The 22145-nt window shown below is 72.7% G+C and carries 18 protein-coding genes; 9 read left to right on the top strand and 9 right to left on the bottom strand.

All coding sequences use genetic code 11. The annotated features are described in order from the left end of the window. Positions 1-27 precede the first annotated feature (27 nt). A complete protein-coding gene (locus BLT97_RS32800) occupies positions 28-1170 on the top strand; it encodes an NADH:flavin oxidoreductase (protein ID WP_245769676.1) in 1143 nt (380 codons plus the stop codon). Between the two features lie 38 nt (positions 1171-1208). Here the strand turns inward: BLT97_RS32800 and BLT97_RS32795 are convergent, their stop codons facing one another. Next, positions 1209-2426: an FAD-dependent monooxygenase gene (locus BLT97_RS32795; protein ID WP_093616854.1), complete on the bottom strand. Its 1218-nt coding sequence runs from the start codon at positions 2424-2426 to the stop codon at positions 1209-1211. A gap of 147 nt (positions 2427-2573) precedes the next feature. On the opposite strand from BLT97_RS32795, the gene BLT97_RS32790 reads away from it, so the two are divergent. Continuing rightward, positions 2574-3104, top strand: coding sequence for a TetR family transcriptional regulator C-terminal domain-containing protein (locus tag BLT97_RS32790; protein ID WP_093616911.1), 531 nt, complete (start codon positions 2574-2576; stop codon positions 3102-3104). 15 nt (positions 3105-3119) lie between these two features. On the opposite strand, the gene BLT97_RS32785 is transcribed toward BLT97_RS32790, so the two are convergent. The 4 genes from BLT97_RS32785 to BLT97_RS32770 form a co-directional block, all read right to left on the bottom strand. After that, positions 3120-6830: a WD40 repeat domain-containing serine/threonine protein kinase gene (locus BLT97_RS32785; RefSeq protein WP_176953972.1), complete on the bottom strand. Its 3711-nt coding sequence runs from the start codon at positions 6828-6830 to the stop codon at positions 3120-3122. A gap of 217 nt (positions 6831-7047) precedes the next feature. Continuing rightward, positions 7048-8547, bottom strand: a complete 1500-nt coding sequence (locus BLT97_RS32780) for a PTS transporter subunit EIIC (protein ID WP_093616909.1) — start codon at positions 8545-8547, stop codon at positions 7048-7050. 40 nt (positions 8548-8587) lie between these two features. After that, a complete protein-coding gene (gene murQ, locus BLT97_RS32775) occupies positions 8588-9559 on the bottom strand; it encodes an N-acetylmuramic acid 6-phosphate etherase (RefSeq protein ID WP_093616850.1) in 972 nt (323 codons plus the stop codon). A gap of 63 nt (positions 9560-9622) precedes the next feature. Then, a complete protein-coding gene (locus BLT97_RS32770) occupies positions 9623-10594 on the bottom strand; it encodes a MurR/RpiR family transcriptional regulator (protein ID WP_425442796.1) in 972 nt (323 codons plus the stop codon). A gap of 213 nt (positions 10595-10807) precedes the next feature. On the opposite strand from BLT97_RS32770, the gene BLT97_RS32765 reads away from it, so the two are divergent. The 3 genes from BLT97_RS32765 (at position 10808) to BLT97_RS32755 (ending at position 12778) form a co-directional block, all read left to right on the top strand. Then, positions 10808-12076, top strand: a complete 1269-nt coding sequence (locus tag BLT97_RS32765) for a Cmx/CmrA family chloramphenicol efflux MFS transporter (protein ID WP_176953976.1) — start codon at positions 10808-10810, stop codon at positions 12074-12076. A gap of 61 nt (positions 12077-12137) precedes the next feature. Next, positions 12138-12515 (top strand): hypothetical protein, encoded by a 378-nt coding sequence (locus tag BLT97_RS32760; RefSeq protein WP_093616846.1) that lies wholly within the window; start codon positions 12138-12140, stop codon positions 12513-12515. After that, positions 12512-12778: a DUF4031 domain-containing protein gene (locus BLT97_RS32755; protein WP_093616844.1), complete on the top strand. Its 267-nt coding sequence runs from the start codon at positions 12512-12514 to the stop codon at positions 12776-12778. Before BLT97_RS32760 ends, BLT97_RS32755 begins: the two co-directional genes overlap by 4 nt. A 37-nt stretch (positions 12779-12815) precedes the next feature. On the opposite strand, the gene BLT97_RS32750 is transcribed toward BLT97_RS32755, so the two are convergent. Further along, on the bottom strand, positions 12816-13397 hold the full coding sequence (locus BLT97_RS32750; RefSeq protein ID WP_245769674.1) for a GNAT family N-acetyltransferase: 582 nt from the start codon (positions 13395-13397) through the stop codon (positions 12816-12818). A gap of 7 nt (positions 13398-13404) precedes the next feature. Further along, positions 13405-14085 carry an HD domain-containing protein gene (locus tag BLT97_RS32745; protein WP_093616842.1) on the bottom strand — a complete coding sequence of 227 codons (681 nt, stop codon included), beginning with the start codon at positions 14083-14085 and terminating at the stop codon, positions 13405-13407. A 58-nt stretch (positions 14086-14143) separates the two neighbouring features. Between BLT97_RS32745 and BLT97_RS32740 the strand changes: the two genes are divergently transcribed. Beyond that, positions 14144-14800 carry a maleylpyruvate isomerase family mycothiol-dependent enzyme gene (locus tag BLT97_RS32740; RefSeq protein WP_093616840.1) on the top strand — a complete coding sequence of 219 codons (657 nt, stop codon included), beginning with the start codon at positions 14144-14146 and terminating at the stop codon, positions 14798-14800. Positions 14801-14870: 70 nt separating this feature from the next. Here BLT97_RS32740 and BLT97_RS32735 read toward each other — a convergent pair whose 3' ends face one another. Further along, on the bottom strand, positions 14871-17144 hold the full coding sequence (locus BLT97_RS32735) for a heavy metal translocating P-type ATPase (protein ID WP_093616838.1): 2274 nt from the start codon (positions 17142-17144) through the stop codon (positions 14871-14873). Between the two features lie 167 nt (positions 17145-17311). On the opposite strand from BLT97_RS32735, the gene BLT97_RS32730 reads away from it, so the two are divergent. From BLT97_RS32730 to BLT97_RS32720, 3 genes are all read left to right on the top strand, one after another. Beyond that, positions 17312-18271, top strand: a complete 960-nt coding sequence (locus tag BLT97_RS32730) for a hypothetical protein (RefSeq protein WP_093616836.1) — start codon at positions 17312-17314, stop codon at positions 18269-18271. Positions 18272-18374: 103 nt separating this feature from the next. Further along, complete coding sequence (locus BLT97_RS32725) at positions 18375-19070, top strand: copper homeostasis protein CutC (protein ID WP_093616834.1); 696 nt, start codon at positions 18375-18377, stop codon at positions 19068-19070. Positions 19071-19176: 106 nt separating this feature from the next. Then, the gene (locus tag BLT97_RS32720) at positions 19177-20820 is read left to right on the top strand and encodes a DNA repair helicase XPB (RefSeq protein WP_093616832.1); all 1644 of its coding nucleotides are present in this window, start codon (positions 19177-19179) and stop codon (positions 20818-20820) included. Between the two features lie 77 nt (positions 20821-20897). Here the strand turns inward: BLT97_RS32720 and BLT97_RS32715 are convergent, their stop codons facing one another. Further along, on the bottom strand, positions 20898-22046 hold the full coding sequence (locus BLT97_RS32715; RefSeq protein ID WP_425442800.1) for a glycosyltransferase 87 family protein: 1149 nt from the start codon (positions 22044-22046) through the stop codon (positions 20898-20900). Positions 22047-22145 lie beyond the last annotated feature (99 nt).

Genomic DNA, 22145 nt, shown 5'->3' with positions numbered 1-22145 from the left:
CCCGAGCCCTCCCCAAGGAGCCCCCACGTGACCGTCGCCGATGCCACCCCGCCCGCCGGCACCCCGGACCGGGCCGCCCAGGTCCTGTCCCGTCCGGTGCGGCTGAACGGCCTGACCGTGCCGAACCGTGTCGCCATGGCGCCCATGACCCGGATGTTCTCGCCGGGCGGGATACCCACCGACGACGTGGTCGGGTACTACGCGCGCCGGGCCGACGCGGGTGTCGGCCTGATCATCACCGAGGGCACCTACGTCGGCCACGACTCGGCAGGACAGAGCGACAGCGTGCCGCGCTTCCACGGCGAGGAGCAGCTCGCGGGCTGGAAGAAGGTCGTGGACGCGGTGCACGCCGCGAGCGGCACGATCATGCCGCAGCTGTGGCACATCGGGATGGTGCGCAGGGCGGGTGAGCCGCCGTTCGCGGACGCCGCGCCGATGGGGCCCTCCGGCCTCTACAAGCCGGGCATCGAGCCCACCGGCGAGGCGATGACGCAGTCCGACATCGACGAGGTGGTCGCGGCCTTCGCGCAGGCCGCCGCCGACGCCGAGCGGCTCGGCTTCGACGGGGTCGAACTGCACGGCGCGCACGGCTACTTGATCGACCAGTTCCTGTGGGAGGGCACCAACCGCCGCACGGACGCGTACGGCGGCTCGGCGGTGGCCCGTACGAAGTTCGCGGCCGAGATCGTCGCGGCGGTCCGCGCGGCCGTCTCGCCCTCCTTCCCCGTCCTCTTCCGCTACTCGCAGTGGAAGCAGCAGGACTACACGGCCCGCCTCGCCGAGACCCCCGAGGAGCTGGAGTCGATCCTGGCGCCGATCGCCGCCGCCGGCGTCGACGCCTTCCACGCCTCGACCCGCCGCTACTGGCTCCCCGAGTTCGAGGGCTCCGACCTCAACCTGGCGGGCTGGACGAAGAAGCTCACGGGCAGGCCCGTCATCTCGGTGGGCTCGGTGGGCCTGGACGGCGAGTTCATCAAGGCCTTCCAGGGCGAGGGTTCGTCCCTGCGCGGCATCGACGACCTCCTCGACCGCCTGGAGAACGACGAGTTCGACCTGATCGCGGTGGGGCGTGCGCTGCTCCAGGACCCGCAGTGGGCGGCGAAGGTGCTGTCCGGGCGGGCCGGCGAGCTGCGGTCGTACGACGCGGCTTCGCTGCAGACGCTGAGCTGAGCTGAGTCAGGGCTCAGCTGAGCCGAGGCCGGCCGGGGTCAGGCGGCGGCGCCCGTGCGCGGTCCCCGGCCGCCGCCGTCCTCCCGCTCCAGGTGCGGCGGCACCCACGCCGCGTGCCGCAGGATGGCGCGGATCGTCGCACGCGGCGGGGCGAGCCGCAGGGCGCGGTTGCGCAGGGCGATCGCGAGCGGGTTCGTCAGCTGCTGGCCCATCCGCCCCGCCTGCCGTGCGGCGCGGGCCACGGCCTGGGCGCGCGGCCTGCGTTCGGCGTCGTACCGCAGCAGCGCGGACTCCACGGACGGGCCCTCGGCCAGCGCCGCCGCCAGCGTGACCGCGTCCTCCAGGGCCTGGCAGGCGCCCTGCCCCAGGTTGGGCGTCATCGCGTGGGCCGCGTCGCCGAGCAGCGCGACCCGGCCCGCGACGAACGAGGGCAGGGGCGTGGCCAGCTCGTGGATGTCGTGGTGCAGGACGGCCGCGGGGTCGGTGGCCGCGAGGAGCTGCGGCACCGGGTGGTGCCAGTCGGCGAAGCGGGCGCGCAGGACGGCGAGCGGGTCCTCGTGCCGCAGGCCCGCGGGGGAGTTGAGGACCGCGTGCCACTCCGCGCGGCCGTCCGTGAAGGCGATGTGGCCGAACTCGGCGCCGGGCCCCCACGTCAGCGCGAAGTCCTCGGCCAGGTCGAGGGGTCGGGCGGTGATCGCGCGCAGCACGGTCGACCCGCTGTAGACCGGACCGGGGTGGTCCGGGAAGAGCCGGGCGCGCAGCCGGCTGCGCAGCCCGTCGGCGGCCACGAGCAGATCCGCTTCGAACGGGCCGTCGTCCGTGCGCACCCGTACGCGGCCGGGAGCGGAGACGTCGAGGTCCCTCACCGTGGTGCCCACGCGCAACGCGTCCGGGGGCAGGGCGGCGCGCAGCAGCCGGTGCAGTTCCGCGCGCGGGATGCCCGCGATCGGCGTGCCGAGGGCGCGCTCCAAGGCATGGCCGTCCATCCGGGCCAGCCAGCGGCCGTCGGGCGTACGGGTGCCGCCCGTGTACTGGAAGCGCGCGGCCTCGCGCAGGTCCACGCCGAGTGCGTCAAGGGCGTGGATGCCGTTGGCGGCGAGCGAGATGCCCGCGCCCGCGTCGGCGAGCACCTGGGCGCGCTCGACCACGGTCACGTCCCAGCCGGTACGCCGCAGCCCGATCGCGGCGGCGAGCCCGCCGATCCCCGCACCCACCACCAGCGCCGTGCCCCTGGGGGACGTCGACTCCGCGCTCATGTGCCTCCTCCTTCTACAGGTGTAGAAGGAGCGTAGCCTTCCCCTTCTACTGCTGTAGAAAGGGGTGTGGCCAACGACAGCTCGACCGCCCCCGACCGCCGCACCGCCCTCGCCGACGCCGCCGTCTCCGTGCTCGCCGAGCAGGGGATGCGCGGCCTGACCCACCGCGCCGTGGACCGCGCGGCCGGTCTGCCGACGGGCACGACCTCGGCGTATCTGCGCACCCGCAGCGCCCTGCTCACCGCGCTCGTGCGCCGCCTCGTCGAGCTGGACCAGGCGGAGCTCCAGGCGGCCGGCGAGGCGCTCCCCGTACCGCGGGACGCCGCCGAACTCACCGCCGCACTCGTCCAGTTCACCGAGGGCAGGCTCGTCGGCGAAGGGCGCCGGCGGACCCTCGCCCGCTACGCCTGCACGGTCGAGAGCGTCCACCAGCCGGAGCTGCGCGAGATCCTCCGGCCGAGGGAGAACGCGGGCCGCGACCTCGTCCGCACCTTCCTCGCCGCGCACGGCGCCCTGGACCCCGAGTCCCGCACCCTCACCCTGCTCGCCTGCGTCGACGGCCTGGTCTTCGACCGGCTGACCGGGGGTGGGGAGGTGTCGGAGGACGAGGTGCGGGGGCTTGTGGATGCGGCGCTGCGGGGGGACGACGCGACCGGGCGCCGCTCGCGTCGTTCCTGAGCCGACGGTTCGCGGTCAGCAGACGCTGCGGTACGGGGCGTCCGGCACGTACAACTCCCATTCCTCCTCGGTGATGTCGCGTCCCGCCTTCTTGCAGATGGTCTCGGCGAGATCGTCGGGGTCGAGGCTCAGGGCCTGGGCGCGGCTGCCACTGAGGGTGACGAGCGTGCTGTCGCGGAAGCCGAGGGAGTCGATGCGGTTGCCGGTGACGTCGATGGGCTTGCCCAGGCCGGCGCGGCTCTCCAGGTCCCAGAGCTGCACCGCGCCTCCGTTCTGGCCGACCACGGCCGCGAGAAACCGGCCCTCGGGTGAAAACGCCAGGCTGTGCGCCTGCTGCCCGTAGTGCGTGCCGCCCTGCACGGTGCTGCCCGGCATACGGGCGGTGCGCTCGCGGACCTGTCCGTCCCAGAGCTCCAGCCAGCCCGACTCCTTGAGGACGCCGAGGCTTCTGCCGTCCGGCGAGAATGCCAGGCTGCCGGTGGGTTCGCGGTCGAAGCCCGGCACCTTGCGCGTCTTCCTGGAGGCGAGGTCGAGTACGTCACCGCGCCCGGTGACGAGGGTGCGGTTGTCCGGGCTGAAGGCTGACGGCCCGGACAGCTTCCGGAACCGGTGCAGCTTCTTCTTCTCCTGTATGTCCCAGATCTCAAGGTCGCCGCCCTCGCCGGAGGCCTGGCCCGCACCCTCGTGCAGCACGGAGATGTAGCGACCGTCGGGGGAGAGCCCGATGTTGACCAGATCGCGCGGCCCGGGGACAGGGGCATCCCACACTTTGCGGTTCTCCTTGGCGTCCCGGATGGTCACGACCTGCATCGGACCGGTGCCCCCGTCCTTCACGTCCAGGTGCGCGAGGAGGCGCCCGTCCGAGGACAGGGACTGCGGACCTGACGGAATGCCGATCTCGAAATCCGGGAGGGGTACGGGGACGCGTGCGCCCTTCTGCTTGCCGGTGGTGAGGTCGATCAGCTGGTAGGCCTCGGACCTGATGCCGAGCCTCACCAATCCGGTGGTGCCGTCGGGGGAGATAGCCACGCCATGGGCGGACTCCGTATTTGTGGTGCTGCTGGACAGTACGCCCGAGACGTCGAGCCGTACGACCTCGTTGCCGCGGGTGGAGCGGTAGGCGATGGACTTGGTGCGTTCGTCGAGGACGGCGCCGTCGATGAGGAAGCCGTCGCTCCCCGCGCTCTTGACTCCGGGGATGTCGAGGACGGCTTCACCGGAGGCGACGTCCAGGACCTTGATATCGCCATCTTGCGACCAGCCGAAGACATGGCCTCCCGTGGCCGTCAACTGGGCATTCCAGCTGTCCCTGTTGCCGTCCTCGGTCAGTGTGACGTGGCCTATGGCCCTACCGTTTGCGGTGTCCCAGACCTGGACCCCGAGGTCGTCGGCCATGGCCATCCTGCGGCCGTCGCCGCTGAAACCGACCACAGTGCCGCACGCGCTCACGTCGGAGGCGTCGTCATCGACCGGCGCGAAAGCGGGCCGGACACGTGTGTCGTCGACGCTCCACACCGTGAGCGGCACGGCGCTGTCCGGTTCGCAGACCGAGACGAGGGAGCCGTCGGGGGACAGGACCGGACTCTGGTCCGTCGGCCACTCGGCGAGCTTGCGGCCGTCCGGCGTCAGCAACGCGGCCCGGTTCGGGCCGGCGTGTCTGCCGTTGTCGACGAACACGGCATGACCGTCGTTGCTCAGGCTCTCGGGTTCCGTGTTCTCCGGTGCGGTGTAGACGGCACCGGTGGGCTTGCCGTCCCGCGAGGAGACGAGCTGGTATGTGTTCCCCTTCTGCCAGGCGAGGAGGTGCTTACCGTCGGGACTTGCCGGCGGCTGACGGTCGTTGCGGGGTTCCCTGAGCCCGCCCGGGAACGTGACGCGCGGCTTGCGGGCGCCCGCCGCCCCCTTGGTGAGATCCCAGATCTCTGCGGAGCCCGGCCGGTAGGAGAGCAGGGAGTCAGCGCCGCCCAGCAGGGCCTCGCCTGCTCCCGGCCCGTCGGTCACCCGAGGCAGTGCCACCGTGCTCAGCGTCCGCTGCGTGGCCCCGGCCCCCAACGCCGCTCGGGCCTCCGGCACTTCCGCGATCTGCCACGAGGCCAGGCTCAGCAGCAGCGCCGTGTCCGGCTCCGTGCTCCGCAGGCTCTCCGCCGCCTGCGCCACCGACCGCGCCGTCGCCTGCGCCCGCCGCAGCTCCGCCGTCTCCCGCTGGCGGCTGCTCTCGCGGGCCTGGAAGACGCCGAACAGTCCGCCCAGCAGGGCCAGCACCGTCAACACGGCAAGACCCGACAGGAGTTGACGGCGACGGCGGGCCGCGCGGGTCGCCTCCGCCCGGGAGGCGTCCAGGAAGCGGACCTCCAGGGGGTTCGGACGCAGCTGGAACGGGGCCGTCGGCAGCCAGTCCAGGCAGGTCCGCAGGGCCGAGCCGTGCAGCAGATCGTCGGCGCGTTCCCCGTTCGCGGCCCAGGCGCGGGCCGCCCGGCCCAGCGAACGGTGCAGGGCAAGTCCCGTACGGTCGGCGGCGACCCAGTCGTGCAGCCGACGCCAGGCGGGGAGAAGGGCGGCGCTTGCGGGCCGTACGGATCCGTCGTCCGAGCCCGTCAGCGCACCCGCCTCCGTGAGCCTGTCCACCGCGAGCCGCGCCGGGCGCTGCTCGCTCTCGGGCCGGCCGTCGTACCACTCCGCCCGGTCCACCGTCCGTACGGAATCCTGCGAACCGTCCGGGGCGTCGCCGGGCACGACCATCCGTAACAGCAGCTGCTGAGCCGCGAGTTGGGCATCCGGCGGCAGACCCGTGAAGGCGGCCTCCGCGCGCTCGCCGAGCGCCGGCGTGGTGTCAGCGGTACGGTCGTCCGCCGGGCCGCCGGCACGCTCGGCCCCCGCCTCAAGGAGGGCCAGCCTCGGATCCGCCGCCTTCGGCAGATCGCCGACGAGGCCGAGCACCAGCTCCGCGGCGCCGGGCCGCAGAGCGGGGTCCTTCGCGAGGGCCGAGGCGATGAGCGGGCGGATCCGCGGGGGTATGGAGGACAGGTCGGGGTCGAGAGCTGCCGTGCGGCGGGCCACCTCGCCGATGTGCTCCCCGCGGAACGGCTCGGTGCCGCTCGCCGCGTACAGCACCACGGCGCCCCAGGCGAAGACATCGGCCGCCGCCGTCGCGCGGCCGCCCGCGAGGACCTCCGGTGCCATGTACCCGAGCGTGCCGAGCAGCGCGCCGGTCGCCGTGAGGGACATGTCGGGGGCGCGCGCGATCCCGAAGTCGATGATCCGCGGGCCGTCCGGGCCGAGCAGGATGTTGCCCGGTTTCAGGTCGCGGTGGATGACGCCGGCGTGATGGATCGCGGCGAGCGCGGTGGCGGCGCCGGTGGCCAGGCGAAGGAGGGCGTCGGGGTCGAGCGTGCCACGGCTGCGGACCTGGTCGGCGAGGGTCGGCCCGGGCACGTACTCGCTGACGATGAACGCAGGAGCCGCGCCCTCGCCGCCGTCCCCTCCGAGCGACACATCGAGGATCCGCGCGGTACAGAACGAGGCCACTTTCCGCGCCGCGTCCGCCTCCCGCCCGAACCGCTCCCGCACCCAGTCGGCCGAGCCGCGATGCAGCGCCTTGAGCGCGACCCGCGCCCCCTGCGCGTCGTACGCCTCGTACACGACCCCCTGGCCGCCCGCACCGAGCCGCGCGGCCAGCCAGTAGTCCCCGATCCGCTCAGGATCGTCCGGCCCCAGTGGCGTCCCCAACTCCCGCCCCCTCCATGGCAGTTGAGCCCCGAGGTGAGGCCCGGGTGATCTTAGCCGGGTGGGGTGGGGGGTACCAGGTTGTGCGGGGCGCCGGGTCACTTGGGACAACAAGGGCGGTACCCCGAACACGGGGTACCGCCCTTGGCCGTACGACCTGCGGCCGTAAGACCCGCGGCCGCACGAGCTGCGACCGTAAGACCTACGACCGCGAAGCCGCTCAGACCTTCGCCGGCTCAGGTGCCTCCGGGGCCGCGGAGGCCGTCGCCGCCGTGCCCGACGCCACGACCGCCTCCTGCGGAGCATTCAGCTCCACCAGCATCTGCTTCGAGAAGCCGAAGAAGTACGTGGCGATGAAGCCGACCAGGTAGCCGACGAGGAGGCCGCCCGCGTAGATCGCGATCGTCATGCCCAGGCCGTGGTTGCCGTCGAGGAGGGGGAAGAGGGCCCAGCCCGAGGGGCCGATGGCGGTCGAGCCGACCTTGTCGCCGAGCATCGAGAAGGTGCCGATGAAGGCGCCGCCCGCCGCACCGCCGATGCAGGCGGTGATGAAGGGGCGGCCCAGCGGGAGCGAGACGCCGTAGATGAGGGGTTCGCCGACGCCCAGGAAGCCTGCGGGGAGCGCGGACTTGATGGTCGTGCGGATCGAGGTGTTGTGGCGCAGGCGCTTGAAGACCGCGATCGCGCAGCCGACCTGGCCCGCGCCCGCCATCGCCAGGATGGGGAGCAGGACGGTGTAGCCCTGCTGCTCGATGAGCGTGGTGTGGATCGGGATCAGGGCCTGGTGGAGGCCCAGCATGACCAGGGGCAGGAAGAGCCCGCCGAGGACCAGGCCCGCGAAGGCGCCCGTGTTGTCGAGGAGCCAGTTGGCCGCGGTGCCGATGCCGGTGGAGATCTCGCCCGCGAGGAACATCAGGCCGAAGATGGTGACCAGACCGGAGATGAGGACCGTGAGGGTCGGGGTCACGAGCACGTCCACCGCCTCGGGCACCCACCTGCGGCACCACTTCTCGATGTACGTGGCGAGCACCGCCGCGCCCAGCGCGCCGAGGACGCCGCCCTGGCCGGGGGAGAGCTGCTGGCCGAAGGCCTCGATGTTGGCCACGCCCGGGAAGACGATGATCGCCGCGACCGCACCGCCCAGGATCGGCGTACCGCCGAACTCCTTGGCCGTGTTGAAGCCGACGAAGACGGCGATGAGCGCCATGAAGCCCGAGGCCATCGCGGCGAGCGCCGGGGTGACCGAGGGCAGCCAGCCCAGGTTGATCAGCAGACCGTTGAGGCCGGCGATGATGCCGCAGCCGATCAGGGCCGGGATCAGCGGGACGAAGATGTTCGCGATGCGGCGCAGGAAGAGCTTGAAGGGGGTCTGGTTCCTCGCCTTCTGGGCCGCCTTCATCTCGGCGCCCTGAGCGGCGAGTTCATCGGCCGAGACCGGCTGCGCGGGTGCGGCCGCGCGCTCCTCCTCGACCAGCTTCTCGAACTCGGGCGTGACCCGGGCGACGGTGCCCGGGCCGAGCACGATCTGGTACGTGTCGTCCTCGACCACACCCATCACGGCCGGCACGGCCTTGAGGGCCTCGTCCTGGACGAGGGAGCGGTCGCGCAGACCGAGCCGGAGCCGGGTCATGCAGTGGGCGATGGTGGTGATGTTGGCCGCGCCGCCGACGAGGGGCAGGATCGCGGCGGCAGTGGCGCGGTTCTTGTCTTCGGTGCTCATGTGCGGTGGTGCCTTGCTGTGAAGGTGGTGCGGGGAGGGGTCAGCCGGCGGCGGACTGGAGGGCCGCGCGCAGGTGGCCGTGCGCGTCGTCCAGGAGCCGGTTCGCGGTGGTGGCGTCGAGGTCCGCGAGGATCATGAGGATGGCGGTCTTCACCTCCCCGTCCGCTCCGGTCAGGGCCGCCTCGATGGCCTCGTCGGAGGCGTCGGTGGCGAGCGCGACGATGCGCCGGGAGCGGGCCCGCAGCTTCTCGTTGGAGGCGCGGACGTCCACCATCAGGTTCCCGTAGGTCTTGCCGAGCCGGATCATCGTGATGGTGGAGAGCATGTTGAGGACGAGCTTCTGGGCCGTGCCCGCCTTCAGGCGGGTGGAGCCGGTGAGCAGCTCGGGTCCGACCACGACCTCGATGCCGTGCTCGGCGGCGGCCGCGAGGGCCGAGTCCGCGTTGCAGGACAGGCCGATCGTCAACGCGCCCTTCGCCCGGGCGTGTTCGACGGCGCCGATCGCGTACGGGGTGCGGCCGGAGGCCGAGATGCCGACGACGACGTCGTCCGGGCCCAGGTTCAGGTTGTCCAGGTCCTCGCGGGCCAGCTCCTTGGAGTCCTCCGCGCCCTCGACGGCCGTGACCATCGCGGCCGGGCCGCCCGCGATCAGGCCGACGACCTCGGACGGGTCGGTGTTGAAGGTGGGCGGGCACTCGGAGGCGTCGAGCACCCCGAGCCGGCCCGCCGTGCCCGCGCCCGCGTAGACCAGCCGCCCGCCGCGCGCCATCCGCTCGGCCGCCCCGTCGATCGCGGCCGCGATCTGCGGCAGCTGCGCGGCGACGGCGGCCGGGACGGTGGCGTCCTCGCCGTTCATCGTGGCCGCGATCTCCAGCGTGGAGAGCCGGTCGATCTCGGCGAGTTCGGGCCGGAACGCCTCGGTCGTCAGCGTCGCCAGCTGGGCGCGCAGCTCCCCGTAGGTGCTGTCGGCACCGGCGTCGTCGGCGGTGGTTTCAGGCGTGGTGGAGGTCATGACGGGGTGCTCTTCCATGTGCGGGTGAAGGGGAGGGCGGCAGGAGCTGCGGAAGCGGGGGCCTCAGCGTGTGTTGCGTGGGCTGTGGCGGTGCGCGAGTGCCTCGTAGGACGCGGCAAGGGCGGGCGCCGCGGTCTCGTAGGTGCGCTGGGCGACGCCGACGAACAGGCAGTCCACGACGAGCAGTTGGGAGGTGCGCGAGGACATCGCGGCGGGCCTGAGCTCGCTCTCGCGCGCGGTGGAGGTGGTGAGTATGTGGTCCGCGTACTGCGTCACCGGGCTGTCCGGGCGGCCCGTGATCGCGATCGTGGTGGCGCCGTGCTCGAAGGCCACGCGCAGCGGCTCGATGATGTCGCCGGTCGATCCGGAGTGGGTGATCGCGATGGCCACGTCGCCGGAGCGCAGGGTGACCGCGTTGGTGACGGCCAGGTGCGGGTCGGAGTGGGCGAACGCGACGTGTCCGATACGGAGCAGCTTCTGCGCGAGGTCCTGCGCGACCAGGCCCGAGGCGGCCACGCCGTAGAGCTCCACGCGGCGGGCGGCGGCGAGGGCCGAGACGGCGGCGCCGAGCTGGGCCATGTCGAGGCCGGCGGCGGTGTCGGCGAGGGTCTGCTGCTCGTCGTAGGCGAGCTTGGCGACCACGTCGGCCAGCGGGTCGTCCACCGCGATGTCGGCGGTGACCGCGGGCGCGCGGCCGGACTGCTGCTGGGCGGCCAGGCCCGCGAGCGCGAGGCGCAGGTCGCGGTAGCCGGGGTAGCCGAGCAGACGGGCCGTGCGGACCACGGTCGCCTCGCTGGTGCCCGTGCGCTCGGCGAGGCCGGTCACCGTGAGGGCGGCGCAGCCGGCCGGATCGCCGGCGACGGCCTCGGCCACGCGCTGCATCGAGCGGGTCATGGACGGGGCGAGCGTGCGCACCTTGGCCGCGAGGGCGGCCGGCGCGGGCGGGGTGTCCGGCAGTGCGCCGGTGGCCGGGCCGGTGGTCGTGCCGGGGCCGCCCGAGGCGCTGCGGAAACTTTCCTTCAGATCGTTGCTCACATTTGAAAGATATTTTCGGCGTTCTTATGTCGTCAAGAGGCCCTTGGTCCCGGGTTCATCACGGCGCCTTGACGTGTGGCCGCCGTCACAACGAGGCGGCTGCCCGCGGTGCGTACGGGTGCGTACGGAGGGGCGTACGGAGGGGCGTACGGAATGAAAGGGGCCTCGTGCTTGTTCGCACCTGACATGCCCGCACCCGCCACACGCTCCCGTATGCCCATAGCCGTCTACACGCTCGGCACGGCCGTCTTCGCGCTGGGGACGAGCGAGTTCATGCTCTCCGGACTGCTCCCGGAGATCGCCCGCGACATGGACGTCACCATCCCGCAGGCCGGACTGCTCATCTCGGCGTTCGCGATCGGCATGGTCGTGGGCGCGCCGCTGCTCGCCGTGGCCACGCTGCGGCTGCCGCGCCGCACCACCCTCATCACGCTGATCTCCGTCTTCGGGCTCGGGCAGGTGGCGGGCGCGCTCGCCCCCACGTACGAGATCCTCTTCGCCTCACGCGTCGTCAGCGCCCTTGCCTGTGCGGGCTTCTGGGCGGTCGGCGCGGCCGTGGCCATCGCGATGGTGGACCTCGGGCAGCGGGCCCGCGCGATGGCCGTGATGATCGGCGGCCTCTCCGTGGCGAACGTCCTCGGTGTGCCCGCGGGCGCCTTCCTCGGTGAACACCTGGGCTGGCGCTCGGCGTTCTGGGCCGTGGGCCTCTCCTCGGCGATCGCGCTCGTCGGTGTCGTGACCCTGATCCCGCGCATCCCCCTTCCCGAGCAGAAGCCGCGCCTGCGGCGGGAGTTGGCCATCTACAAGGACCGCGCCGTCTGGCTCCAGATCGCGCTGATCGCGCTCGCGGCCGGCGGTGTGTTCTGCGCGTTCAGCTACCTCGCCCCGCTGCTCACGGACGTGGCCGGGCTGGACTCGGCCTGGGTGCCGTGGGTGCTCGGCCTGTTCGGGATGGGCGCGCTCGTCGGGACGACGGTGGGCGGGCGGATCGCGGACGCGCACCTGTTCGGCGTGATGTTCAGCGGTATCGCCGCGTCGACCGTGTTCCTCGTCGGGTTCGCGCTGCTCGCGGGCAGCGCGGTGGCGGTGGTCGTGCTCGCGTTCCTGCTCGGCTTCTCGGCGTTCTACACGGCTCCGGCGCTCAATGCCCGGATGTTCAACGTGGCCGGTGCGGCCCCGACCCTCGCGGGCGCGACCACGACGGCGGCCTTCAACCTCGGCAACACCGGCGGCCCGTGGCTGGGCGGCGCGGTGATCGACGCGGACTTCGGCTTCCGCTCGCCCGCGTGGGCCGGCGCGGCGATGACGGTGACGGCACTGGGCGTGGCGTACGCGGCGCTGCGGGTGCAGCGGACTCGGGGCGCGGGCGAGGTGTCGCGTCGGGTGGCCGGGAACGTGGCGGCCTCTGCGGAGACCGGGAACGTGGCGGCCTCTTCGGAGAAGAGCGCCCAGGACACGGCTGCGGACCGCGCCAGGTCGTAAGGGGACGGTGCCTGCGCGGACGGCCCGGCACGGGGCGTCCGGCCGGGCGCACAATGAACGTATGGACGACGCGGAACACAAGCCCCGCCTGGAACAGGCCCTGCACACTGCACGCGCCCTCGTGCTCGCCGACCTCGTGGCCGGTGACGTGGCCGAGGCGGATGTCGTCTCGCTGGTCGAGGACGCCGTGGTGCACCGGCGGTGGTGGGTGGAGCAGTGGCCGGAGGGGGCCGAGTACCTCGCCGGTCTCGTGGCCCAGGACGTCCAGGATGCCCTTCTCGAGCGCTACGGACGCTGGCCGCTGTGCCCCGTCTGCGGCTCGGGTGACCCCCATGCCCTGGAGGTGGAGCCGGAGTTGGGCCCCGACCCGCACTGGGTGTGCGCGAAGGCCGCGGTCGTAGTAGCCGCGGTGGGCTCGCTCGGGGCGGTGCCCCGGTGACGGTCTACATCGACCCGCCGACCTGGCCCGGGCACGGGCGGATGTGGTCGCACCTGATCAGCGACAGCTCGTACGAGGAACTGCACGCGTTCGCCGCGTCGATCGGCTGTCCGCCGCGCGCCTTCGAGCGCGACCACTACGACATCCCGGCCGCACGGTACGCGGACGCGGTGGCGGCCGGTGCGGTGGAGGTGTCCTCGCGCGAGGTCGTGCGGCTCCTGACGGCTTCCGGACTGCGGCGCCCGAAGGGGCGGCCTGCGTGACGGGCCGGGCGGCGTGTGACGCAGTACGTCGCTGAGCTCAGCCGACACAAGCGCTGAGCTCGTACGCCACCCACGCCGCGTCCGGCGAGGGCACCCGCGTGAACCCGACGCGCTCCAGCGTCCGCCGGGACCCCCGGTTCGTCGGCTCCGTACGCGCGACCACCGCGCCCACCGACTCCAGGGCCCACGCCGTCAGGGCGCGCAGGGCCTGGGTCGCGTACCCGTTGCGGCGGGCCGCGGCCACCACGTCGTAGCCGATCTCGACGCGGCCGCCGGACGGCGGTCCGTGGAACCCCATCGCGCCGACCGCGAGCCCGTCCGACTCCCTGACCAGCACATACGTGCCCCAGCCCGGGCGGTGCGCGCCCTCCGCCGCGGCCTTCGCCATCACGCCCGCACCGACCCGCGTGCCCTCCTCGGGCCCGCCCTCGATCCAGGTGAAGCCGCCGGTGCCGCCCGAGGCCAGGTCGAGCGCCGCCGAGGGGGCGAGCGCGACCAGGGTCAGGTCCGGGGTGCGGAGGGCGAAGGGTGCGTCCTGGGGCATGCCGCCGGTCTCGCCCGTATCGCTCACCGCGTGATGGTTCGTATCGGTCCCCGCGTCATTGCTCGTATCGGTCACCGCGTGATTATGCGGGGGCCGCGCCGAGTTCCGCGAGCTCTTTGCGCAGGTTGGCGCGGGCGCGCGGCTCCCACTCGTCCGCGCCCTGCGGGGTGTGGAACAGCCTTGGCAGCGCGAGGAGTTGGGCCAGGATCTGCGCGCGGCCGGTGCGGAAGGCGTCCTCGGGGACGAAGGCGTACTCCTCGCGCACGGCCCGCGTGTACGCCGCGTACGCCTCGGGCGCCGAGGCCAGGACCGCCAGGTCCGCGTCGCACAGGACCTGCCCGTTGCGGTCCTCGGGGCCGGGCGCGTGCGTCACGGTCAGGCGGACCAGACGGGCCACCTCGGCCACGTCCGCGGGCGCCAACCCGGCCTCGGCGAGGGCGCGTTCGGCCAGCCGGGCCGAGCGCTCCTCGTTCTCGGAGCGCTCGGGCAGGTACACGGCGTCGTGGAACCAGGCGGCAAGCCGCACGAGGTGGGGTTCGTCCGCGTGCCCGGCCAGGGTGTCCACGTGGTCGAGGACCGCCGTGAGGTGGGCGAGCGTGTGGTAGCGGCGCTGGGGTTCGGCCCAGCGCTTGAGGAGGTGGTCCGCGTACGGAACTGGGTCGGGCCCCTCCGCTCCGGTGCCCCGGGCCGCGCGCAGTGCGTCCGACCAGCGCGTTCGCAGTGCGTCGAGCGAGGCGGCGGAGGCGGTGTCGGAGTCGGCCATGCCCCGAGCGTACGGGGATGTCTGGTGCCTTGTCCCGGCCGGCCCTACGCTCCGCGCCATGACCGACACCCATGATCCCGAACTGCCGGGCCAGTTGCTGCGCGGCGAACGCGACGTCCTGATCCCGCTCCTGCGGGGCCTGAAGGACGAGGACTTCCGCCGCGCCACGTGCTGCCCGGGCTGGACCGTCCGGCATGTGGCGGCGCACTGCGGCTCCGCCCTGATGCGGCTCATCGAGAGCCGCTTCGACGAGGACGTCTTCTCGCCCGCCTGCAACGAGCGGGACATCGCCGAGCGCGCCTCCTGGTCCGACCAGAAGGTCGTGGACGAGCTGGAGCGCGCGATGTCCGACGCGGGCCCCGTGATCGCCGCGTCGGGCGGCCTGTTCGACGCGGTCGCCCTGGGGGAGTGGATCCACTCCGGCGACATCAAGGAGGCCGTGGGCGCCAAGGGCGCGTACGGGGGCGAGGGCGTCCCGGCCGCGCTCGCCATCGCGGCGCACTACGCGCGCCAGAAGTCCGCGCCGCCGGTCCACGCCGACCTGGACGAACTCGACGAGCCCGTGCTCCTGGGCGTCGAGGGCTCGGGCCCGCCGGCCCGCTTCATCGGCTCGGCGCCCGTGTTCGTCCGGCTGCTCGCGGGCCGCCCGGTGACCGGCGCGCGCTACGAACTCGCGGGCACCACGGAGGCCGAGCTGAACCTGTTCGGCGACTGAACCGGAGCATGCGAGGGGCGCCGGCCCCCCAAGGGACCGGCGCCGTCCTCGCTCGCGGACTCCCGTACGGCTAAAGCGCCTTGAACCCCCGCAGCCGCAGCGAGTTCCCCACCACGAACACCGACGAGAACGCCATCGCCGCACCCGCGATCATCGGGTTCAGCAGTCCCGCGGCCGCCAGCGGCAGCGCGCCGACGTTGTAGGCGAAGGCCCAGAACAGGTTCGTGCGGATCGTGCCGAGCGTGCGGCGCGACAGCCGGATCGCGTCGGCCGCCGCGCGCAGGTCTCCGCGGACGAGCGTGAGGTCGCCCGCCTCGATGGCCGCGTCCGTGCCCGTGCCCATCGCGAGGCCGAGGTCGGCCTGGGCGAGCGCGGCCGCGTCGTTGACGCCGTCGCCGACCATCGCGACCGAACGGCCCTCGGACTGGAGCCTCTTGACCACGTCGACCTTGTCCTGCGGCAGGACCTCGGCGATGACGTCCTCGGGCGCGATGCCCACCTCGGCGGCCACGGCCTGCGCCACCGCCTTGTTGTCGCCGGTGAGCAGGATCGGGGTCAGGCCCAGGTCCCGCAGCCGGCGGATGGCCTCGGCGCTGGTGTCCTTGACCGCGTCCGCGACCTCCAGGACCCCGCGCGCCTCGCCGTCCCAGGCCACGGCGATGGCCGTACGGCCGGCCGCCTCGGCCTCGGCGAGCGCCCGCTCCAGGTCCACCGGCAGGTGGATCGCCCACTCGGCGAGCAGTGCGGTGCGGCCGACCAGGACCGCGTGGCCCTCGACGATGCCCTGGACGCCGAGTCCGGGGACGTTGGCGAAGTCCTCGGGCACGGGCAGCGGACCGTCGTTCTCCTTGAGCGCGCCCGCCGCCACGGCCTGGGCGATCGGGTGCTCGGAGGAGTTCTCCAACGCACCCGCAAGGCGCAGGAGTTCGGACTCCGAGACTCCCTCGGCGGTGTGCGCGGCGAGCAGGGTCATCCGGCCGGTGGTCACGGTGCCGGTCTTGTCGAGCACGATCGTGTCGACCTTGCGGGTGGACTCCAGGACCTCGGGGCCCTTGATCAGGATGCCGAGCTGGGCGCCGCGGCCCGTGCCGACCATGAGCGCGGTCGGGGTGGCGAGACCGAGGGCGCAGGGGCAGGCGATGATCAGGACCGCGACGGCCGCGGTGAAGGCGGCGCTCCAGCCGGCCCCGTTGCCCAGCCAGAAGGCGAGGGTGGCGAAGGCCAGGGCGATCACGACCGGCACGAACACCGCGGAGATACGGTCGGCCAGGCGCTGGGCCGCGGCCTTGCCGTTCTGCGCGTCCTCCACCAGGCGTGCCATCCGGGCCAGTTGGGTGTCCGCGCCGACCCGGGTGGCCTCGACGACCAGACGGCCGCCCGCGTTCAGGGTCGCCCCGGTCACCGCGTCCCCGGCGGCGACCTCCACCGGCACCGACTCACCGGTGAGCATGGAGGCGTCCACGGCCGAGGACCCCTCGACCACCACACCGTCCGTGGCGATCTTCTCGCCCGGCCGCACCAGGAAGCGGTCGCCGGTCTTCAACTCGCCGATGGGGATACGGACTTCGCTGCCGCCCTCGCGCAGCACGGTCACGTCCTTGGCGCCCAGTTCGAGCAGCGCCTTGAGCGCCGCGCCCGCCTTCCTCTTCGAGCGTGCCTCGAAGTAGCGGCCGGCCAGGATGAAGGCCGTGACGCCCGCGGCCGCCTCCAGGTAGATGTTCCCGGCGCCGTCGCTGCGCTCGATGGTCAGCTCGAAGGGGTGCGTCATCCCGGGGATGCCGGCCGTCCCGAAGAACAGCGCCCACAGCGACCACAGGAACGCCGCCGACGTACCCACCGAGATCAGCGTGTCCATCGTCGCGGCGCCGTGCCGCGCGTTGGTCCAGGCCGCCTTGTGGAAGGGCCAGGCGGCATACGTGACCACGGGCGCGGCCAGGGTCAGCGACAGCCACTGCCAGTACTCGAACTGGAGGGCCGGGATCATCGCCATCGCGATCACCGGGACGGAGAGCAGCACGGCGGTGAGGAGCCGCTGGCGCAGCGGCCGGAGCTCGTCCGCCTCGGGGGCCTGCTGCCCCGCATCGCCGGCCTCGGCTGCGCGCGGCGGCTCGGGCTCCTGGGCCGTGTAGCCGGTGGCCTCGACCGTGGCGATCAGGTCCTGGACCGAGACGTCCTCGCGGAAGCTGACCTTGGCCTTCTCGGTCGCGTAGTTGACCGTGGCCTCGACCCCGTCCATCCGGTTGAGCTTCTTCTCGATACGGGCCGCGCAGGAGGCGCAGGTCATGCCGCCGATGGCCAGCTCGACCTGTGCCTGTGCGGGGCCGGTGTCGATTTCGGTGGTCATGACTGCGGTCTCCTCGCTCGTCGTCCAGTACCCCAGGGGGGTATCTCGGCTTGCGTTCTCAGGTATACCCCCCACCCCTATCTGACGCAAGCGTTCCCAGCGCTTGACTTTATACCCTAGGGGGGTATCTATTGGAGGTGTCGAGTCCGACCATCGAGGAGCACGCCATGAAGACAGCACTCCGGATCACCGCCTTCGCCGCAGCGCTCGGCGCGACCTTCGGCACCGCGTACGCGGTCGGCAGTGGCCTCGACCCGGTGATCGACAAGAAGGCCAAGGAGGCCGCGGCCCACACGTCGGACGGCGGCCACGACAGCGGGGGCGGGGGTGGCAAGGAGGGCGAAGGGCACGGCGAGCAGCCGGCCGCCTCCGGGGCCGCGTACCGCATCGGCCTGAAGACTCCGCGGCTCACCGCCGATCAGCGTGGCGAGATCCGGTTCGCGATCGAGGACGAGGCGGGGCGTCCGCTCACCTCGTACACGCGCGAGCACGGCAAGGAGCTGCACCTGATCGTCGCCTCGCGCGACCTCACCGTGTACCGGCATCTGCACCCCGAGCGGGACGCGCAGGGCGTCTGGTCCACGCCGGTGGAGCTCCCCGAGGCGGGCAGCTACCGGATCTTCGCCGACTTCAAGGCGAAGGGGGCGGCCGAGGGGACCGTGCAGGCGGCCGAGGTCGCGGTGGCCGGACCGTACAAGCCGAAGGAGCTGCCGAAGGCGTCCCCGGTCGCGAAGGTGGACGGCTACGAGGTGCGGCTCAACGGCGCACTGAAGCCCGGCAAGGCGAGCGAACTGGTTCTGAGCGTCAGCAAGGACGGCAAGCCGGTGAAGAACCTCCAGCCCTACCTCGGCGCGTACGGGCACCTGGTCGCGCTGCGCGAGGGCGACCTCGAGTACCTGCACGTCCACCCGAACGAGGGCCCGGCCGGACCGGACATCTCCTTCACGGCCGAGACCACCGGCAAGGGCTCCTACCGGCTCTTCCTGGACTTCCAGCACGAGGGCAAGGTCCGCACGGCGGCCTTCACGGTGCACGCGGACGGGGCGGTGCCGGACTCCGGCCCGGGGTCGGGTTCCGGGACCGGCTCCGGTGAAGGTTCTGGTGAAGAGGGCGGGCACGGGCACTGATCGACTCCCCAGCGGGGCCGTGACCGCGTACCCTGAGATTGGACTAGACCAGAGAAGTCTCAGCGAATGTCGCGATCAACGGTGATCCGTGAGGAGTGGGCCCATGACGAAGCGTGCAGTCCTTGAGGTGATCGCCCTCGGGCCCGAGGACGCGGTCGCCGCACAGACGGGCGGCGCGGACCGGCTCGAAATGGTCACCGACATGGCGGCCGACGGGCTCACTCCGAGCGTGGCCACCTTCAAGGCGATCCGCTCCGCGGTCGACATCGACCTCCGCGTGATGCTGCGCGCCGCCGACGGGTTCGCGGCCGGAGACGTGCAGGCGCTCGTCCGCTCGGCCGGTGAGCTGCGCGAGGCCGGCGCCACCGAGTTCGTGCTCGGCTTCCTGGACGAGACCGGGGCGCCGGACATGCCCGCGATCGAGACGCTGGTCGGGGCCCTGGGCGGCGCGCGCTGGACCTTCCACCGCGCGATCGACCGGGCCGCCGACCGCGACGCCCTGCGCAAGCAGCTCGCGGAGCTGCCCGGCCTCGACACCTACCTGACGGCGGGCTCGGCGGCGGGTGTGGACGACGGACTTGCCACGCTGGTGGCCGAGGCGGGGCGCGCGCGCTCGGGCGAGCCCGGGTACGAGCCGCAGATCCTGGTCGGCGGGGGGCTCGGCCTCAAGCACCTGCCGGAGCTCAAGGCCGCCGGCATCGACGCGTTCCACATCGGGTCGGCCGCCCGGCCGCAGGGGTGGGATGCGCCGGTGTCGGCGGAGGCCGTGGCCGAGTGGCGGGCTGCGGTCGACGCGTAGCCGGTACGGGCCGCCGCAGCGCAGCAGGCGGGGGCGTCCGATGGCGCCCCCGTACCGCCGGCGCATGCGGCACACTGGACGTTTGGCCAGCAGAAGGGTGACGCGTGTGAACGGCCCACTCATCGTCCAGTCCGACAAGACCCTCCTCCTCGAGGTGGACCACGAGCAGGCCGACGCATGCCGTCGGGCCATCGCTCCGTTCGCCGAGCTGGAGCGGGCGCCCGAGCACATCCACACCTACCGCGTGACCCCGCTCGGGCTGTGGAACGCACGGGCCGCCGGGCATGACGCCGAGCAGGTCGTGGACGCGCTCGTCGCGTACAGCCGCTACCCCGTCCCGCACGCCCTGCTCGTCGACATCGCCGAGACGATGGACCGCTACGGGCGGCTCACCCTCAGCAAGCACCCGGCGCACGGGCTCGTCCTGACGACCACCGACCGGCCGGTGCTCGAAGAGGTACTCAAGTCCAAGCGGATCACGCCGCTCGTCGGCGCCCGGATCGACGCGGACACCGTCGCCGTGCACCCCTCCGAGCGCGGCCAGATCAAGCAGACCCTGCTCAAGCTGGGCTGGCCCGCCGAGGACCTCGCCGGTTACGTGGACGGCGAGGCGCACCCGATCGAGCTCGACGAGTCGGGCTGGGCCCTGCGCCCGTACCAGAAGCAGGCCGTGGAGAACTTCTGGCACGGCGGGTCCGGCGTCGTGGTGCTGCCCTGCGGCGCCGGCAAGACGCTCGTCGGCGCCGGCGCGATGGCCCAGGCCAAGGCCACCACGCTCATCCTCGTCACGAACACCGTCTCGGCCCGCCAGTGGAAGCACGAGCTGGTCAAGCGCACCTCGCTGACCGAGGACGAGATCGGCGAGTACAGCGGGACGAAGAAGGAGATCCGTCCCGTCACCATCGCCACGTACCAGGTCCTGACGACGAAGCGGAAGGGTGTCTACCCGCACCTGGAGCTCTTCGACTCCCGCGACTGGGGCCTGATCGTCTACGACGAGGTGCACCTGCTGCCCGCGCCCGTCTTCAAGTTCACCGCCGACCTCCAGGCGCGCCGCCGCCTCGGTCTGACGGCCACGCTCGTACGCGAGGACGGCCGCGAGTCCGACGTGTTCAGCCTCATCGGACCCAAGCGCTTCGACGCGCCCTGGAAGGAGATCGAGGCCCAGGGCTACATCGCGCCCGCCGACTGCGTGGAGGTCCGGGTCAACCTCACCGAGTCCGAGCGCCTCGCCTACGCCACCGCGGAGGCCGAGGAGAAGTACCGCTTCTGCGCCACCACCGCCACCAAGCGCAAGGTGACGGAGGCGATCGTGAAGAAGTTCGCGGGCCAGCAGATCCTCGTCATCGGCCAGTACATCGACCAACTCGACGAGCTGGGCGCACACTTGGACGCCCCCGTCATCAAGGGCGAGACCTCCAACGCCCAGCGCGAGAAGCTCTTCGACGCCTTCCGCGAGGGCGAGATCAGCGTGCTGGTCGTCTCGAAGGTGGCGAACTTCTCCATCGACCTGCCCGAGGCCACCGTCGCGATCCAGGTGTCCGGCACCTTCGGCTCGCGGCAGGAGGAGGCGCAGCGCCTGGGCCGGGTGCTCCGCCCCAAGTCGGACGGCCACCAGGCGCACTTCTACTCGGTGGTCGCCCGCGACACCATCGACCAGGACTTCGCGGCCCACCGCCAGCGGTTCCTGGCCGAGCAGGGGTACGCGTACCGGATCATGGACGCGGACGACCTGCTGGCGGCGGGCTGACCGTTCGGTCTCCTCGTGGTGCTGCGCATCTTCGACGACGCGGACATCCTCCTCGCCGAGGACCGACCGCCCTGCGCTCAGCCGAGCGGCACCGAGGTCCTCGGGGATCCGGTGCGCTGCCCGACCAGGCGTGAGCACGGGTGCTCGGGGCGGCCGAAGCGCAGCGCGGCCCAGGCGAGCAGCGCCAGGGCGAGCAAGGCGTACGGGGCGGCCAACGGCTGCTGCCACCAGGGCAGGTGCAGGTCCAGATCGCCCTGGTGGGGCAGCACCCAGAAGCTGCGGGCCGTGAACACCGCGGCCACCGCGAGCGCGAGCCGCGTACGGCCCTCGGCGAGCAGCAGGGCGAGCAGCGGGACGCACCACACCCAGTGGTGGGACCAGCTGATCGGCGAGACGAGCAGCGCCGTGTACGCGGTGACCAGGAGCGACCAGGCGGGGGAGCGGGCGTGGACGCGGGCCGCGAGCCAGAGGCCGCCCGCGGCAAGCAGGGCGGCCGGCACCAGCCACGCGAGGCCCGGTGCCGGGTCGCCGAGCGCGCGGGCGATCAGGCCCTGAAGCGACTGGTTGTCGACGATCCAGGCCTTGCCCACCCGGCCGGTCTCGAAGAGATGGCGGGTCCAGAAGGCGATGCTCGCGGAGGGCAGGACGAGGGCGCCGAGCAGGACCGTACCGGTGAAGGAGGCCAACGCCGTGGCCGCGGCGCGCAGTTGGCGCGTCAGGAGCAGATGGACGATGAAGACGCCCGGGGTGATCTTCACGCCGGCCGCGACCCCGAGCGCGAAGCCCTTGCCGAGCGCGGTCGCCGGACGGTTCAGATCCCACAGCACCAGGCAGATCAGCGCCAGGTTGATCTGGCCGAACAGGAGGGTCTGGAAGACCGGTTCGAGCCAGAGGCCCACCGCCACGGTCGTGTACAGCAGGGGGCAGGGGAGCGGGAGGCGGGCGAAGCGGGCCGAGTGGTGGATCAGCAGGGCAAGCAGCAGGGCGTTGCCCGCCACGAACACGAACTTCAGGGCCGGCAGGGGCAGCCAGGCCGTCGGCACGAAGAGGATCGCGGCGAACGGCGGATAGGTCGCCGGCAGGGCCCACTCGGTGACGGTGAAGCCGTAGAGGTCCGTACCGTGCATCACGGCGGCGCCCTCGGCCCGGTACACGAGCGTGTCGGCCATCGGGATGCGCCGGGCCAGGCAGAGTGCGGCGAGCGCCAGTGCGGAGACCGTGAGCAGGACGCCCGGGCTGGTCACGGTCGGCGTTCGGTTGGTCACAGTCCGGCGGATCACGCGCGAGACCTTAGCGCACGGTCACCGGGTGTGTGCGGACGGCTA

The sequence above is a fragment of the Streptomyces indicus genome, assembly GCF_900100315.1.
GTDB classification, from domain to species: domain Bacteria; phylum Actinomycetota; class Actinomycetes; order Streptomycetales; family Streptomycetaceae; genus Streptomyces; species Streptomyces indicus.
The sequence above is the reverse complement of the archived record's forward strand: the minus strand, read 5'-3'. Positions and strand labels throughout refer to the sequence as shown.

Coding starts and splice junctions, on each gene's coding strand:
- BLT97_RS32795 (WP_093616854.1), bottom strand. CDS start 2,426: ATGAGCGCGGAGTCGACGTCCCCCAGGGGCACGGCGCTGGTGGTGGGT.
- BLT97_RS32790 (WP_093616911.1), top strand. CDS start 2,574: ATGCGCGGCCTGACCCACCGCGCCGTGGACCGCGCGGCCGGTCTGCCG.
- BLT97_RS32780 (WP_093616909.1), bottom strand. CDS start 8,547: ATGAGCACCGAAGACAAGAACCGCGCCACTGCCGCCGCGATCCTGCCC.
- murQ (WP_093616850.1), bottom strand. CDS start 9,559: ATGACCTCCACCACGCCTGAAACCACCGCCGACGACGCCGGTGCCGAC.
- BLT97_RS32765 (WP_176953976.1), top strand. CDS start 10,808: ATGCCCATAGCCGTCTACACGCTCGGCACGGCCGTCTTCGCGCTGGGG.
- BLT97_RS32760 (WP_093616846.1), top strand. CDS start 12,138: ATGGACGACGCGGAACACAAGCCCCGCCTGGAACAGGCCCTGCACACT.
- BLT97_RS32745 (WP_093616842.1), bottom strand. CDS start 14,085: ATGGCCGACTCCGACACCGCCTCCGCCGCCTCGCTCGACGCACTGCGA.
- BLT97_RS32740 (WP_093616840.1), top strand. CDS start 14,144: ATGACCGACACCCATGATCCCGAACTGCCGGGCCAGTTGCTGCGCGGC.
- BLT97_RS32735 (WP_093616838.1), bottom strand. CDS start 17,144: ATGACCACCGAAATCGACACCGGCCCCGCACAGGCACAGGTCGAGCTG.
- BLT97_RS32730 (WP_093616836.1), top strand. CDS start 17,312: ATGAAGACAGCACTCCGGATCACCGCCTTCGCCGCAGCGCTCGGCGCG.
- BLT97_RS32725 (WP_093616834.1), top strand. CDS start 18,375: ATGACGAAGCGTGCAGTCCTTGAGGTGATCGCCCTCGGGCCCGAGGAC.